Raw genomic sequence first — 14576 nt, 5'->3', positions numbered from 1 at the left:
TCGGTAAATTTGCAGAAACACTTATTAAAAAGATACATCCGGATTACATTTTGATTATATAAATCAAAAAGTATTCTTTTTACGTTATATATCAAGAAGTAATTTTAATTCTGACAAAACAATGAAAACAGAGCGGAAATATTATCATTTGATAAAATCAGTTATCGTCATACTGTTCCTTTCTTTTGGCATGACTTCATGCGAGAAGGAAGATCCTGTTATAGTTCCCACAGAACAGACAGTATTCATGTATCTCCCGTGGTCTACTAACCTTACATCCAATTTTTATCAGAATATCAGCGACTTGGAAAGTGTAGTCGGAAAAAATATACTGAAGAATGAACGGGTGATTGTCTTCATGTGTACTACAGCAACGAAAGCCACTCTTTTCGAACTCACCTATGAAAATGGTAAAAGCGCACGTAAAACTCTAAAGGAATATACAGACCCTGCATATACAACGGCAGAAGGTATCACATCCATCCTCAATGACGTTCAACGCTATTCTCCTACCAAACGTTATGCAATGGTTATCGGCTGCCACGGTATGGGATGGATACCCGTATCAAACTCCCAATCGCGTAGCGGTCTCCGTACCAAGATGCACTGGGAGTACGAAAATGTACCAATGACACGTTATTTCGGAGGACTGGAACCTCAATATCAGACTGATATAACAACACTTGCCAAAGGTATTTCCAATGCAGGACTTAAAATGGAATATATATTATTCGATGACTGCTATATGTCGAGTGTAGAAGTAGCCTATGATCTCAAAGATGTGACTGATTATCTGATAGGGTCTACAAGTGAAGTGATGGCGTACGGCATGCCATACGCCGAAATTGGTCAATATCTGATAGGAAAAGTAGATTATGAGGGTATCTGTGACGGTTTCTACTCCTTTTATTCCAATTATAGCGAAATGCCATGCGGAACAATTGCTGTCACTGATTGCTCCGAACTTGATAATCTGGCAGCTATTATGAAAGAGATTAATCATCAATATACGTTTGATTCTTCATTAACCAGTTCCTTACAAAGATTAGACGGATATAATCCGGTCATCTTCTTTGATTATGGTGACTATGTTTCAAAATTATGCCCCGATAAAACTTTGGTAGCACAATTCAACGAACAGCTCAATCGCACAGTGCCATTCAAAAGAAATACAGAATATTTCTATTCTATGAGCAGAGGTAAAGTGAAAATAAATACATTTTCCGGCATTACAATCTCCGATCCGAGTACTAACAGGCTTGCTTCAGGAAAAAAAGAAACAGCATGGTATGCAGCTACCCATTAATATCTCATATCTCTAATAAGAGTATATTACTTTTGCTTAAAGTTACCGAGATGTATTTCTCATAACATAAAGATATATTTCTTATAGTATAAAAGAGTAAGCCCGAAAATCTCTTAATAAAAATAGAATCGAGATTTCAAATTCTTAATCAATGTTATAAAACATACGAATTTTCTTGGATAATTTGCTAATATCACAGAAGTACGTATCTTTGCATCGTGTTTTTCATAGTATTAGATTTAAGGTTAACAAAGGTTGGAGCAAGGCGTTGCTCCTTTTTTTATGTCCGTACTTCATCTTCTACCTAAGATCAATGTTATATACTTGAAATTATTTTCTACTTTTGTGAGAATAAATACAGAAAACCATACTTTTAAGCCCAAACGTATTCAGATGACTGAAACGAACGATAACATAAAAAATAACCCATGAAGAATATACTGATCATCGGTGCAAACGGATTCACCGGACGCCAGATACTGAATGACTTATCAAATAAGGAACAATATAACGCAACAGGATGCTCCCTGCATCCGGACATCCTTCCAAATGGTGACGGTAAATATCATTTCGTCACAACAGACATACGGGATGAAGCAGCTATCAAGCATCTCTTTAAAGAAGCACAACCCGATGCAGTCATCAATTGCTCTGCCTTATCCGTCCCCGATTATTGTGAAACACATCATGAAGAGGCTTATCTTACAAACGTTACAGCAGTAGAGCAATTGGCATATCTCTGCGAAATATACAAAAGCCGATTCATCCACTTATCTACAGATTTTGTTTTTGACGGAAAGATAGATGAAAATTCCGGGCAACTTTATACAGAAGAGAGCCTCCCCGCTCCGGTCAACTATTACGGTTTCACCAAATGGAAAGGAGAGAATAGGATTGCCGAAATCTGCAGTAACTACGCCATTGTTCGTGTAGAGATTGTCTACGGGAAAGCACTGCCGGGACAACATGGAAATATTGTACAGCTCGTAATGAATCGTTTGAATGCAGGGCAAGAGATCCGTGTGGTGTCCGACCAATGGCGCACCCCTACCTATGTCGGTGACGTATCGGACGGAGTGCAACGTCTGATAGAGAACACTGCCAATGGTATTTTTCATATCTGTGGCGATGAATGTATGACCATTGCGGAAATTGCTTTCCATGTAGCGGACTGCATGAAACTGGACCGCTCACTTATCCATCCTATTACAACCAAAGATATGAAAGAAGCAACTCCCCGCCCCCGCTTTAGTGGGATGAGCATTGCAAAAGCCCGTACAATACTTGGCTACCGGCCACGTATGCTAAAAGAGATTCTCATGGAATGGGATAATTAACCGATACACAACCTTTCCCTTTTTAATTATTGCATATTTATTTTGAAAATATGCAATAACTTCTTATCTTTGCACCCAAATTAAGAAGTATAATAATGAATCAAACATTACAATTACATAACGCCACTATATTCCATGCGGAAATTCCCAATTTCTGCACGTCTTGTTGCGTGCATGTACATTGGTTCAGCGGATTCATCTAAATTCCCCTTCCCCATTTTTACTCAAACGGCCTACTGATTTATTCATTATTCACAGGCAGTACTTTCATCTGATTTTCAATAAGATGTGTATCTTTTTGGGGATTATCCATGCTATTTGTTAATTGTTTAACCTAACCAAATAAAATATATTACAATATGTTCTCTATTATATCTACCATGTTTTTGGGAATCGGCATCGGCTACGGATTGCGTAACTGGACTATTTTGCAAAAGACAGAAAAGACCATTTCTCTTACCATATTCCTGTTACTCTTTATCCTTGGAGTGTCCATCGGTTCCAATAGTCTGATTGTGAACAATCTCGGTAAGTTTGGATGGCAAGCAATCATTCTTGCCGTATCCGGCGTATTAGGGAGCTTGCTTGCTGCCCGACTTGTATTACAACTATTTTTCAAGAAAGGAGGTAAACAATGAAAGGAAGTCTCATCGTTATTGTTTTTTTCTGTGTAGGCTGCATCATGGGAGTTTTTAATAAATTCCAATTTGATACGCACACCGTTTCCATGTACATACTATACGCATTGATGCTGCAAGTAGGAATCAGTATCGGTTCTAACAAAAATCTGAAAGCGATCATCTCACATTTACACCCGAAAATGCTGTTGATCCCACTAGGAACCATCACCGGTACCTTACTGTTTTCTGCCTTAGCAAGTATTTTGCTAAGCCAATGGAGTGTATTCGACTGTATGGCAGTGGGAAGCGGATTCGCATACTATTCACTGTCTTCCATCCTGATTACCCAGTTTAAAGAACCGACCATCGGAATACAGCTGGCTACAGAGCTAGGCACAATTGCCCTGCTCACCAATATCTTCCGTGAAATGATGGCACTTCTGGGCACACCGCTCATCAAGAAGTATTTCGGGAAGCTAGCTCCTATTTCAGCAGCCGGTGTCAATTCAATGGATGTATTATTACCTTCTATCAGCAGATATTCAGGAAAAGAAATGATTCCTATTGCTATTTTACATGGTATTCTGATCGATATCAGTGTGCCTGTATTCGTCTCTTTCTTCTGTAACCTATAACCTGTAACTCACTATACAGGCATCCCCCTCTCTTACTCCTGTCAATTTCAAAACCGGAAATAAGAAAGGGGGATATCTCTTTAAATGATTTTATTAATGTCCCGCAGCCGCCAACACAAAGCGAATATCAGCATAAGAGACTTCATCTCCCAATGCGGCTTTAATAGCTACCACGCCCATAAATTCATGTGTTTCCAGATAATTCCGAACCTTCTTTATCTTATCAGCCGACACTACCTGCTCTAACTTTATTTTATTCTCACGGAGATAATGCTCCAAATGAGTAGCAATCGTCCCGGTCACCAGATCACGGGCTTTGGCTATCTCTTCGATCGTCATCCCCTGACAGAACATTTCGTAGCTCACCAGCTTTGTATCTTTCTTCTTCTCCTTTTGTCTCTCCTTTTTCTCCTGATGTTGCGCTGCCAACTTCTGCTCCCGTGCATTCTCTTCATTCGAAACAGAAGAAAATATCTCCGGTCGTTCCAGGTTATTCTCTTTCATGTATTTACGTACGATACCCAGAATTTCAAACCCGTACTTCTCCACCCCTTTCGCTCCGAAATAAGGAATCGCTTCCAAAGCTCCCGGTGTATCAGGCAATAGATTTACAATACCCATCAGTGCCTTTTGCTGCATGATCACATAAGCCGGCATACTCACTTCACGTGTCTTTGCCGTCCTCCATTCCGACAGAGCACGATACAGTTCCGGATGCAAAATATCCGTCGGAACCTCCACTTTTACCTTTCCGGAATTGCCTCGGGTACGCTCCTTGCGCTCTCTTTTCTCCTTCGGAGCTTTGGCAGAAGAACCGGAAGAAGCAGTATCTCCTTCAAGACTCAACATCACTTTTGCTTTCCGTTTCAGATAGCCCGTGACAGTAAAAGCCTCTGTCTGCATCTCCTCCAAGAGAGACTCCTTAATCCATAAAGCATCATCCAATGCCTGCAAACGCTCATTTAGTTGCTTCCGCAATTCTTTATTGTCAAGAGGCATGCTCGTCTTATCATACAACTCACGGACAGGCTCTAACTCTTTACGGAAGTAGGCAGCTCCCGAGCAAATCCGCTGCTGCAATTCCTGATTTGTCGCATAATCCTCCCCTTCATTGATCAGACGCGTATACTGATTGCGGAAACGCTGGGAAACCTCCACTACTCTTTCCTTCACGTGAGAAGCCAATGCTTTATATTCGGCAAGCTGCTTCGGATAAAGTTTATAAAGGTCCTCATCCATTAAACGGAGCAATCGCTTGTATGCCTGATCCAATGAATAAAAGTTAAACAAATCACTCAGCAAATCATAAAAATATGCTTTCTGCATATCATTCAGTTGCTTGCTTCCCGGTTTATTCTGTTCCACATTCTTCGTAAAATCATCTACAATACGGTCACTGATTATCGCTTCTCTGCGCAAAGGAGTTTCCAGTACCATTCCTTCCAAGGTCTTGCAACGGCTCAACGCTACATACGTTTGGCCATGTGCAAAAGAGTTACGGGCGTCAATGATGGCCCGTTCAAACGTCAAGCCCTGACTTTTATGAATAGTGATAGCCCATGCCAGACGGATGGGATATTGCCGGAATACTCCTTCTATTTCTTCCGTAATTTCCTTTGTATCTTCGTTCAGCACATATTTATAATTCCCCCATTCTTCGGGCAGCAACTGAAAAACATACGTACTATCTTTTCCGCATACAGTCATCCCCTTTGCATCTACGTTTACCACTTCGCCAATCATACCGTTATAATACCGTTTTTCCGACGAAACATCGTTTTTGAGGAACATAATCTGTGCACCTTCCTTGATGGTCAGCACTTCGTCAGCAGGATACGAGTACTCCGGGAAATTTCCCTCTACCTCAGCCCGAAAGCTATAAGCCCGTCCGGGCAAAGATGCCAGTTCACGGTCATTCACCTGTTGTGCCTGATAGTTATGCGTTGTCAGCCGGATATAGCCTTCCTCCTTCCGGGGATGGAAGCCGGGCTGATAACGGCGGTTCAGTTCATTCAACACTTCATCATCCGCTTTATTCTCGCGTATCTTATTCAGTAAAGAAAGGAAGAAAGTATCACTCTGACGATATACTTTTTTCAGTTCAATCGTCATATATACTGTCTCTCTCAATGCACGGCTGGCAAAGAAGTAAGGTGTCTCATAGTGATTCTTCAGCAACTCCCACTCACTGTCTTTCACCACAGGTGCCAGCTGCTGCAAGTCTCCGATCATCAATAGCTGCACCCCACCAAAGGGCTTTTCACGGTCACGATAACGACGTAAAGCCGCATCCACAGCATCCAGCAAATCTGCACGTACCATACTGATCTCATCGATGACAAGCAGATCCATGCTGCGGATAATATTCCGTTTCTCTTTGCTGAAACGGTAGTGCATCTGGGCAGAATTGAAAGTCGTTTCCGGCACAAACGGCGCAAAAGACAACTGAAAAAAAGAATGAATCGTTACCCCTCCAGCATTGATAGCTGCAATCCCTGTGGGAGCCAATACGACCATACGTTTGGGTGTATGTTCTCTCAGTCGTTTTAGAAATGTAGTTTTTCCAGTTCCGGCTTTTCCGGTAAGAAACAGATGTGTGCCTGTATTTTCAATGAACTGCCAAGCAAGTTGTAGTTCCGGATTATTTTCCATGTCTCCTAAAATTTTCGGTAAAGGTACTGAATAGATTCCAACCACCGAAACTGAACATAAAGAAAACAAAGAGTCAGTAAGAAATATATCCAATTCGCATTCTTAACTATAAAGAATAATTATGTTGGACAGACAAACAAAAAATAGTCCCGGCTTCTTCTCGCTTGAAGAAAACCAGGACCGGATCAAATAAGAACACAAAGTCGTGTCACAGTTATATTAAAGTTATTTTCTTATTTTTGGGGAGACCGATATTCCTTATACCAATTCGTATGTTTCGCACCTCCAGAGTCGGCCCAATCTTTGAAATAAGGGTATTCCGTATCAATATTATGTGTCTCCGTTACCGGAACGAAATCCGACATCGGAATATCAATAGCAAATGGATAAGCTCCTTCACTATCAATGTAATAAGCATCATTACCAGAACCGATAAGCGATGCGTCAGCATAAGCTGTTGCCTCATGCTTGGGCAAATGCACTTCCGTCCGGTTCTTCTGATTTGCAGCATATCCTACGATAATATACGGATTATACACCTTCAGATTCTCTTTATTGAAAGAAGCCTTGTCGAACGTTCTGGTTATCGTATAGGTACCCACTTTCCCTTTAACAGCCTGTTTGACACTTGGGAATACAATAATGGAAGATATTTCACTTTCCACTTTTATGTCCTTATCCGAAGTCACTTTGCCAAACTGTCCTTTATCTATCTGATAAGCAAACGCATTTTCATACATCGCTCCGTCATGTGTCGGGGTAAAGGTATCCACAATCTTATTTATCATGTTATTAGAATCGAAATAGGTAGCACGGCAATATTCTACAACTACATCGTTCATATCATAATCGCCCCCATTAGGCCAAATATCTTCAAAGGCTAATGTACCTAAAAGGTTCTCTTGTGCATCCGGTTCTTCTATCGGCTTATCATTATCCGGGATATTAGGTCTGTTCGAATCATCCACAGAGGTTTCAGACGAAGCATCCACATAAAATAACAGATCACAATAGCTTTTATTTCCTGCATCTTCAACACCAATTATCACTCTACCGCTCTTTGTATCTTTTACAGTAATAAAGTTTTGCCCTTTTGTCTTTGCCGGATTGGAAGTAAGAAGAGGTTTATGAATGTTTATCTCATCACTCTGCTGTCCAACATTCTTATAATTATATCCATCAGCATATATAAACCATCCGACTGTATATCCTTTCGGAAAAGTTTGGCTGGCTTTGCCATCCTCACCAAAATAACATAACCGCACTTTATCCCCGCATTTCAGAATCGACTCATTATACAATTCTTGAGATACCATCATTACATTTGGAAATACAATATATTTCTTCACTTTTGCGGGATCGACTCCTTCACCGGTTTTATAATAATAATATCCGAACGTATTATTATATGACGCACTTCTATTTAGAAACACCACATCCAAAGTGGTTCCATCTTGCTTCACACTAATATTCGTCACTCCGGATTCCCTGACCAGTTCCGAGTTATCCGCACTATTTCCAAAGAATTGCATCATACGTTTGGTGAAAACGCCAATATCTTCAGCCCCTACCTTTCCTATGTGAGTAATATAACCGGGATTGGGATTATCATCAATATACTGATGCGATTGATCAACAATGTAAGAAAGCAATCCGCAATTTCCCCACTTACACAATGAGTATAAATTTGCACTGGAATTGATAGTATACGGTACACTACCTTTTGAAAAATTATAGGAGCGGGTTACTGCCTTTGTATTAGCAGATGGAGAGGTGATTTTACTCATATCCAGACTTGCCAAGCCGTCTTTCAAGTCCAGTTTTACGCATCGGGGTACTCCCCAACTTGATGTATACAAATAAATACTTTCTACGGAAGTCGGAATATTCATTTTTCCTTCATACTTTCCGTTTTTGTCTGTGTAGATTTTGAATAAAGCTTCGATTCCTTCTTTTTTAACCGATTCATTATCCACTGTTTCCATCGGATCTTCATCATATACTTCAAGAAGTGCAATGAGTCCCGGTAAGTCATAATTTACGGAAAGCTTCACATCGCCACGTGTTTCAAATCCGAAATATTCGCCAGGGTCCGGTACAGGGTCTTTCCCATAATTAGGATCATATAAATCTTTCTCCATACATCCTGCCAAGAGCCCACTAATAAATGCCGCTGTAGCAATAACACTTGAAATGTTAAACAATCGCTTGTGTGTCATAATCTATATATTTGTTTTGTTAGCTATTAAGACTTGGAACTTCCAAATATATAGATTATTTCACTGCCAGCCTCACAAATATTAAAAACGGAATACTGATTCCGAAAATAGTATTATCATGCAACAGACATTTACTGCATAGAACCACCCACAATATCCAACAATTCGTTTGTAATGGCCTGCTGACGACTCTTATTATATTGCTTCGTCAAGTCTTGAATCAGCTCGTTCGCATTGTCCGTAGCCACTTGCATGGCCAATGTACGTGCAGCATGTTCCGAAGCGTTTGAATCTACAGCAGCCGTAAAGAGTTTCTGGCTCAATACCGTCGGAATCAAGTTAGCGATCAGTTCTTCCGCAGAGGGCTCGATGATGTAATCATTCGCTATTTCTCCTCCTTGTACTTCTTCTTCTTTTTCCTTCTCTTCCCCGTCCACTAGGTGTGTCAGGTCGATAGGCAAATAAGTTTCGCGAAGCAGAATCTGTACACCCATTGATTTGAAGTGATGATAAATCAGCTCCACCCGATCTATTTCTCCGGCGATGTACATTTTCATGAGGCGATGTGCCAACTCGGAAGCCTCCTGATACGAAGGTTTGTCAGAAAGCGTCGCAGAAGTTTCCTGTGGTTGGAATCCCAGACGTTTCGCTGCTTCATCCACCTTCTTTCCTACCGGGAATATCAGAATATTGTCCTGTCCCAATGTACGGAACTCACCAACCGTTTGTAGCAACATCTTAATGACATTCGCATTAAAAGCACCACAGAGCGATGTATTCGAAGAAAAGGCAACAATTGCCACCCGCTTCACTTCCCTTGCCTTTATGTAAGGAGATTCAATGGGAAGATCCGCACTCAGGAAGTTGGTCAAAATCTTGTTCAGCTTCCTTTGATAAGGCAACATATTCTCAATGGCTCCTTGTGCCTTATGTAGTTTGGCAGAAGCCACCATCTTCATTGCTGAAGTGATTTTTCGGGTACTCTTTACCGAATTTATTCTGGTTTTTACTTCTTTCAGTGAAGCCATAACTTTTTAAATTAAGAATGAAGAATGAGGAATGAAGAATTTACCGTGCAGTACCCATTTGGGTACTGACCGAAAAGAATAAAGAGGAAGATGGCAACGCTTTGACAGCGCAGCCCATTCTTCATTCTTAATTCTTCATTCTTCATTTCTATAAATATTGTTTGGCAACCATAGCGGCAGTCTCCTCGATAGCCTTGGTCACGTTATCGTCTATCACACCGGTTCTCAAAACATCCAGTACATCTTCCTGATGGTTGAGTTGCAGAGATTCGATGAAGCTGCGTTCGAAGTCCTGTACGTTTTCCAAAGGAACATCGTGGAGCAGACCGTGCGTACCACAATACAGGATAGCAATCTGTTGTTCCACCGGCATCGGGCTGTATTGGGGCTGAATGAGCAACTGAGCGTTCTTACGTCCCTTATCGATGGTCATTGCCGTAATAGGGTCCATATCACTGCTGAATTTGGAGAAAGCTTCCAGTTCACGATACTGCGCCTGATCCATCTTCAATGTTCCGGCCACCTTCTTCATTGCCTTGATCTGGGCGTTACCACCTACACGGGATACAGAGATACCGACGTTGATAGCCGGACGGACACCTTGATTGAACAAGTCCGTTTCGAGGAATATCTGTCCGTCGGTGATCGAAATCACGTTTGTAGGGATATATGCCGAAACGTCTCCTGCCTGTGTCTCGATGATAGGCAGAGCCGTAAGTGAACCACCACCCTTCACGATGCTTTTCAAACTCTCCGGAAGATCGTTCATCTCGCGCGCCACATCCTCTTCCTTGATAATCTTTGCCGCACGCTCCAACAGACGGGAGTGCAGGTAGAAGATATCACCCGGATACGCTTCACGTCCGGACGGACGGCGAAGAATCAACGAAACTTCCCGATAGGCAACAGCCTGCTTTGAAAGGTCGTCATACACCACCAGCGCATGCCGACCGGTATCACGGAAATATTCACCGATGGCAGCACCTGCAAACGGTGCATAATACTGCAATGCAGCCGGATCGCCTGCCGTAGCAGCCACCACAATCGTGTAATCCATCGCACCGTACTCGCGGAGCGTATTGACGATAGAAGCGACCGTAGATCCTTTCTGACCGATAGCCACATAGATACAGTACACCGGATCGCCTGCCAAGAAGTTATTGCGCTGATTGATAATCGTATCAATCGCGATCGAGGTCTTTCCTGTCTGACGGTCACCGATAATCAGCTCACGCTGTCCGCGTCCGATAGGGATCATGGCGTCTACTGCCTTCAAACCGGTTTGTAAAGGCTGGTTCACCGGCTGACGGTAAATCACTCCCGGCGCTTTACGCTCCAACGGCATTTCGTACAGCTCGCCACCAATCAGCCCTTTTCCGTCGAGCGGTTCTCCCAACGGGTCGATAACACGTCCCAGCATACCTTCGCCCACACGGATAGAGGCGATGCGCTTGGTACGTTTTACAATAAAGCCTTCCTTGATTCTGTCGGTAGGACCCAGCAAAACGGCACCCACGTTGTCCTCTTCGAGGTTCATCACAATGGCTTTAATGCCGTTGTCAAACTCCAGCAATTCGTTGGCTTCGGCATTCCGCAATCCGTAGATACGTACCACTCCGTCGCTCACCTGGAGCACCGTACCGATCTCGTCAAGCTGCACGTTGGTATTGATTCCTTCGAGCTGCTTGCGCAATATATCGGATACTTCGCTTACTCTTATATTTTCAGACATTATACAATTCTCCTATTCTTATCAATAAACTGTTGTTTCACTCGTTTCAACTGCGTAGCAATGCTTGCATCAAGCCGATAATCGTTGATATCGAAGATGAAGCCCCCTTCTATCGAGGGATCAATCACAGTCTCCAGTTCCATCTGGGCATGCAGAATATGCGCTGCTGCGGAACGGATGCGGTTTTCCGTCTCCTTGTCCACCCGGACAGCCGTAATCAGCTTGCCTACTCCGATGTGTTTCAGTTTCCGGTAGAGGTCCAGGTACATCAGGCTGATAAACTGTAAATAGCCTTCGCGCCTGTTTCGCAGAACCAGCGTAATGAAACGGATAAACTCTCTGCTTGATTTACCGTCACCGTCGGCAGCCGTACATACCAGTACCAACTTATCCTTCATTGAGATGACAGGATTATCAAGCGCCTCACGCAAACCCGGCTGGGTACGAAAGCTGTGAGATAATATGAAGAACTCGTTGTAGAGTCTATCCTCCACACCTTTCTCCTGCGCGTATTCGATCATCGCTTTGGCATATCGCATTGAGAGTACTCCGACTTCCATTTTACTTAGTTCTTATTAGGGGTTAATACTTCATCCAGCATCCGGTCGATCATACCCATCTGGGATTCTTTGTCCTGAAGGTTCTTGCGGAGCACCTTCTCGGCGATATCGACAGAAAGCACGGCTACCTGGCGACGGATGTCACGGATAGCTTCGTCTTTCTCTATCTGGATTTGTTGTTTCACTGCGTCAAGCTCCTTTTGCGCAGCTATCTCTGCTTGCTTACGGGCCTCATGAACAATCTTGTCACGTTCTTCCATTGCTTCCTTCAAGATCCGTCCTTGTTCCTTGTTGGCAGCAGCCACAAGCGCCTCGCCCTCCTCCTTCAAATGAGCTAACTGGGCGTTGGCTTCTCTTGCCACCTCCAAGGACTGATCGATATAGGTTTTACGGCCTTCCACCATCTTGATGATGATGGGAAAACCGTATTTTGCCAATATCACGAACACAACCCCGAATGCGACAAACATCCAGAACAACAGGCCACTATCAGGTAATAGTAATGACATAATTTTATTTACAATTTTACAAATTACAATTTACGATTTCGCAGCTGAACATTTCAGCACTGAAATCCATTAGAGGAAGAACACCAACAGACATACCACTACCGCCAACAAAGCCACACCTTCGATCAAGGCGGCGGCGATAATCATATTCATACGGATGTCACCCGAGGCTTCCGGCTGGCGTGCGATAGCTTCCATAGCCGAACCACCAATCTTACCAATACCCAAACCAGCTCCGATTACTGCAAGACCTGCACCGATAGCTGCACCTAATTTACTTACTCCTACTGCTGCTGCAGTGGCTTGTAACAATACTGATAGTAACATAATTTTCAGTTTTAAAATGGTTTATTTTCTCGTTTATTTATTTGCTCTCTATTCGCGTTTGTTCCGTAAATCGTATGTTTTACGTATTCATCGCATTCTATTCTTTTTTATTCAGTTCATTGATCCTCTGCCTTCACCTTTGCGCCTTCCTGTGCCAGTCCGATAAACACTGCCGAAAGCATGGTAAATACGTATGCCTGGATGAAAGCTACCAACAGTTCAAGCGCGTTCATAAAGATGTTGAACAGGACGGAAGCCACCGTCAGCGTACCGTTGAGCGCAGGTCCCATGCTTGCCGATATAAAGATCAGGCAAGTCAGTACCAGCATAGCCATGTGTCCCGCCAGCATATTGGCAAAGAGACGGATCATCAAGGCAAACGGTTTGGTGAAGATGCCGAAGAACTCGATGAAAGGCATCATCGGTACAGGCACTTTCAGCCACCAAGGCACATCCGGCCAGAAGATATCTTTCCAGTAATGCTTGGTTCCGAAGATATTGACTGCAAGGAAGGTACAGATAGCAAGCACCATCGTGATCGCAATGTTTCCCGTCACGTTCGCACCTCCGGGGAAGAACGGAATCAACCCCATGATGTTATTAATGAAAATGAAGAAAAACGCAGTCAGCAGATACGGAGCGAACTTCCGGTAGTTGGGTCCGACACAGCTCTTGATGATATCGTCGTTCACCATCATGATAAACATTTCCATGAATCCGATGAAGCCGCCCGGTGCCAATGCCCCCTGCGGACGTTTCCTGTACCAGTGCGCCACACTCAGCACAATTACCAGCAATAGCACACTGTTGAACAACAGAGCAAACGTCACTTTCGTTATGGAAATATCCCACGGGCGAACCTGCTCTCCGGCTGCATTGTACTCTACCAGCTTGCCTTCATACTTACTTCCTTCGGGAGCAATGGAAAGCCCTTCATACGTGCCGCCATTCTCAGCAAGACGGGAAGAAAGGAACGTGTGCCAACCTGTAGCAGAACTATAAACAATGATAGGTAATGGTATAGTAATGTGCGTTTTACCCCACGTTGTGATATGCCATTCGTATGAGTCGCCAATATGTCCGAACACGATCTCTTTTACATTGACCGTATTCTCCTTCTGCTCCTGCGGGGTCACATCTTCCTGCTGTTCCTGTGCTAAGGCCGGCAGACTGGCTACCGCCATCAGGCAGAGCAGAAATATCGGAGCTACTATGTTACGCAACTGTTTCATTTTTATTCTTATTTTTCTTTTTCCGTTTCAGGTTCACTTCAAAGGAGAAGAAGAACCACGTTTCATATATCAGATACAGCAGATAGAACGAGATAAATGTCAGCAAGAAAGCTTTGGCTTCTTCGCGCACTGCCAGACAATAGATCAGCAGCAGAATCAGCGAAAGAATCATCTTCATCATTTTCATGGCCAGATAGAGCAGCAACATCTTCTGCGGAGCATGCCGCCGACACGCATCGAACATATAAATACTGAACAAACCGAAAATATAGAAATAAACCGGTATAAACGGATATCCTCCGAAATAATGCCCCGGCAGGGCAATATGCAAGATCAGTGCACCCGCCGCTCCGCTCAGTATCGCAAACAGCGTATTCAGCCCGATAAAATTCCGTTTAGTCTTACTAATGTTCACCATG

General features: G+C 43.1%; 13 protein-coding genes. 4 read left to right on the top strand and 9 right to left on the bottom strand.

Going from position 1 to position 14576, the window contains the following annotated elements:
- The first annotated feature begins 121 nt into the window (after positions 1 to 121).
- From K6V30_RS15660 to K6V30_RS15645, 4 genes are all read left to right on the top strand, one after another.
- Positions 122 to 1306, top strand: coding sequence for a clostripain-related cysteine peptidase (locus K6V30_RS15660; RefSeq protein WP_055269444.1), 1185 nt, complete (start codon positions 122 to 124; stop codon positions 1304 to 1306).
- 428 nt (positions 1307 to 1734) lie between these two features.
- On the top strand, positions 1735 to 2643 hold the full coding sequence (locus K6V30_RS15655; RefSeq protein WP_055269443.1) for an SDR family oxidoreductase: 909 nt from the start codon (positions 1735 to 1737) through the stop codon (positions 2641 to 2643).
- Between the two features lie 359 nt (positions 2644 to 3002).
- Positions 3003 to 3281 (top strand): LysO family transporter, encoded by a 279-nt coding sequence (locus K6V30_RS15650; protein ID WP_010538180.1) that lies wholly within the window; start codon positions 3003 to 3005, stop codon positions 3279 to 3281.
- Positions 3278 to 3898 (top strand): LysO family transporter, encoded by a 621-nt coding sequence (locus K6V30_RS15645; RefSeq protein WP_008761396.1) that lies wholly within the window; start codon positions 3278 to 3280, stop codon positions 3896 to 3898. The genes K6V30_RS15650 and K6V30_RS15645 overlap by 4 nt, the downstream gene beginning before the upstream one ends.
- A gap of 93 nt (positions 3899 to 3991) precedes the next feature.
- Here the strand turns inward: K6V30_RS15645 and K6V30_RS15640 are convergent, their stop codons facing one another.
- The 9 genes from K6V30_RS15640 to K6V30_RS15600 all read right to left on the bottom strand — a co-directional run bounded on the left by K6V30_RS15640 (position 3992) and on the right by K6V30_RS15600 (position 14575).
- Positions 3992 to 6550 (bottom strand): helix-turn-helix domain-containing protein, encoded by a 2559-nt coding sequence (locus K6V30_RS15640; RefSeq protein WP_055269442.1) that lies wholly within the window; start codon positions 6548 to 6550, stop codon positions 3992 to 3994.
- A gap of 233 nt (positions 6551 to 6783) precedes the next feature.
- Positions 6784 to 8769, bottom strand: a complete 1986-nt coding sequence (locus K6V30_RS15635) for an LruC domain-containing protein (protein ID WP_055269441.1) — start codon at positions 8767 to 8769, stop codon at positions 6784 to 6786.
- A 131-nt stretch (positions 8770 to 8900) separates the two neighbouring features.
- A complete protein-coding gene (locus tag K6V30_RS15630; protein WP_010538182.1) occupies positions 8901 to 9797 on the bottom strand; it encodes a F0F1 ATP synthase subunit gamma in 897 nt (298 codons plus the stop codon).
- 148 nt (positions 9798 to 9945) lie between these two features.
- On the bottom strand, positions 9946 to 11529 hold the full coding sequence (gene atpA / locus K6V30_RS15625) for a F0F1 ATP synthase subunit alpha (protein WP_010538183.1): 1584 nt from the start codon (positions 11527 to 11529) through the stop codon (positions 9946 to 9948).
- On the bottom strand, positions 11529 to 12089 hold the full coding sequence (locus K6V30_RS15620) for a F0F1 ATP synthase subunit delta (RefSeq protein ID WP_010538184.1): 561 nt from the start codon (positions 12087 to 12089) through the stop codon (positions 11529 to 11531). The genes atpA and K6V30_RS15620 overlap by 1 nt, the downstream gene beginning before the upstream one ends.
- A 5-nt stretch (positions 12090 to 12094) precedes the next feature.
- Complete coding sequence (gene atpF, locus K6V30_RS15615) at positions 12095 to 12598, bottom strand: F0F1 ATP synthase subunit B (protein WP_008761391.1); 504 nt, start codon at positions 12596 to 12598, stop codon at positions 12095 to 12097.
- Positions 12599 to 12667: 69 nt separating this feature from the next.
- Positions 12668 to 12925: an ATP synthase F0 subunit C gene (gene atpE / locus K6V30_RS15610; protein ID WP_004295758.1), complete on the bottom strand. Its 258-nt coding sequence runs from the start codon at positions 12923 to 12925 to the stop codon at positions 12668 to 12670.
- Between the two features lie 116 nt (positions 12926 to 13041).
- Entirely contained in the window at positions 13042 to 14157 is a 1116-nt protein-coding gene (gene atpB / locus K6V30_RS15605) for a F0F1 ATP synthase subunit A (protein WP_010538185.1), read from the bottom strand.
- Positions 14141 to 14575 (bottom strand): hypothetical protein, encoded by a 435-nt coding sequence (locus K6V30_RS15600; RefSeq protein ID WP_055269440.1) that lies wholly within the window; start codon positions 14573 to 14575, stop codon positions 14141 to 14143. Before K6V30_RS15600 ends, atpB begins: the two co-directional genes overlap by 17 nt.
- Position 14576: the final 1 nt, after the last annotated feature.

Source organism: Bacteroides faecis (assembly GCF_020091505.1).
Lineage (GTDB): Bacteria > Bacteroidota > Bacteroidia > Bacteroidales > Bacteroidaceae > Bacteroides > Bacteroides faecis.
The sequence above is the reverse complement of the archived record's forward strand: the minus strand, read 5'-3'. Positions and strand labels throughout refer to the sequence as shown.

What these genes read in the sequence shown, in the direction of transcription:
- K6V30_RS15630 (WP_010538182.1), bottom strand. Translation starts at nt 9,797, where the DNA reads ATGGCTTCACTGAAAGAAGTAAAAACCAGAATAAATTCGGTAAAGAGT.
- K6V30_RS15660 (WP_055269444.1), top strand. Translation starts at nt 122, where the DNA reads ATGAAAACAGAGCGGAAATATTATCATTTGATAAAATCAGTTATCGTC.
- K6V30_RS15645 (WP_008761396.1), top strand. Translation starts at nt 3,278, where the DNA reads ATGAAAGGAAGTCTCATCGTTATTGTTTTTTTCTGTGTAGGCTGCATC.
- K6V30_RS15635 (WP_055269441.1), bottom strand. Translation starts at nt 8,769, where the DNA reads ATGACACACAAGCGATTGTTTAACATTTCAAGTGTTATTGCTACAGCG.
- atpF (WP_008761391.1), bottom strand. Translation starts at nt 12,598, where the DNA reads ATGTCATTACTATTACCTGATAGTGGCCTGTTGTTCTGGATGTTTGTC.
- K6V30_RS15655 (WP_055269443.1), top strand. Translation starts at nt 1,735, where the DNA reads ATGAAGAATATACTGATCATCGGTGCAAACGGATTCACCGGACGCCAG.
- atpB (WP_010538185.1), bottom strand. Translation starts at nt 14,157, where the DNA reads ATGAAACAGTTGCGTAACATAGTAGCTCCGATATTTCTGCTCTGCCTG.
- atpA (WP_010538183.1), bottom strand. Translation starts at nt 11,529, where the DNA reads ATGTCTGAAAATATAAGAGTAAGCGAAGTATCCGATATATTGCGCAAG.
- K6V30_RS15650 (WP_010538180.1), top strand. Translation starts at nt 3,003, where the DNA reads ATGTTCTCTATTATATCTACCATGTTTTTGGGAATCGGCATCGGCTAC.
- K6V30_RS15640 (WP_055269442.1), bottom strand. Translation starts at nt 6,550, where the DNA reads ATGGAAAATAATCCGGAACTACAACTTGCTTGGCAGTTCATTGAAAAT.
- atpE (WP_004295758.1), bottom strand. Translation starts at nt 12,925, where the DNA reads ATGTTACTATCAGTATTGTTACAAGCCACTGCAGCAGCAGTAGGAGTA.
- K6V30_RS15620 (WP_010538184.1), bottom strand. Translation starts at nt 12,089, where the DNA reads ATGGAAGTCGGAGTACTCTCAATGCGATATGCCAAAGCGATGATCGAA.
- K6V30_RS15600 (WP_055269440.1), bottom strand. Translation starts at nt 14,575, where the DNA reads ATGGTGAACATTAGTAAGACTAAACGGAATTTTATCGGGCTGAATACG.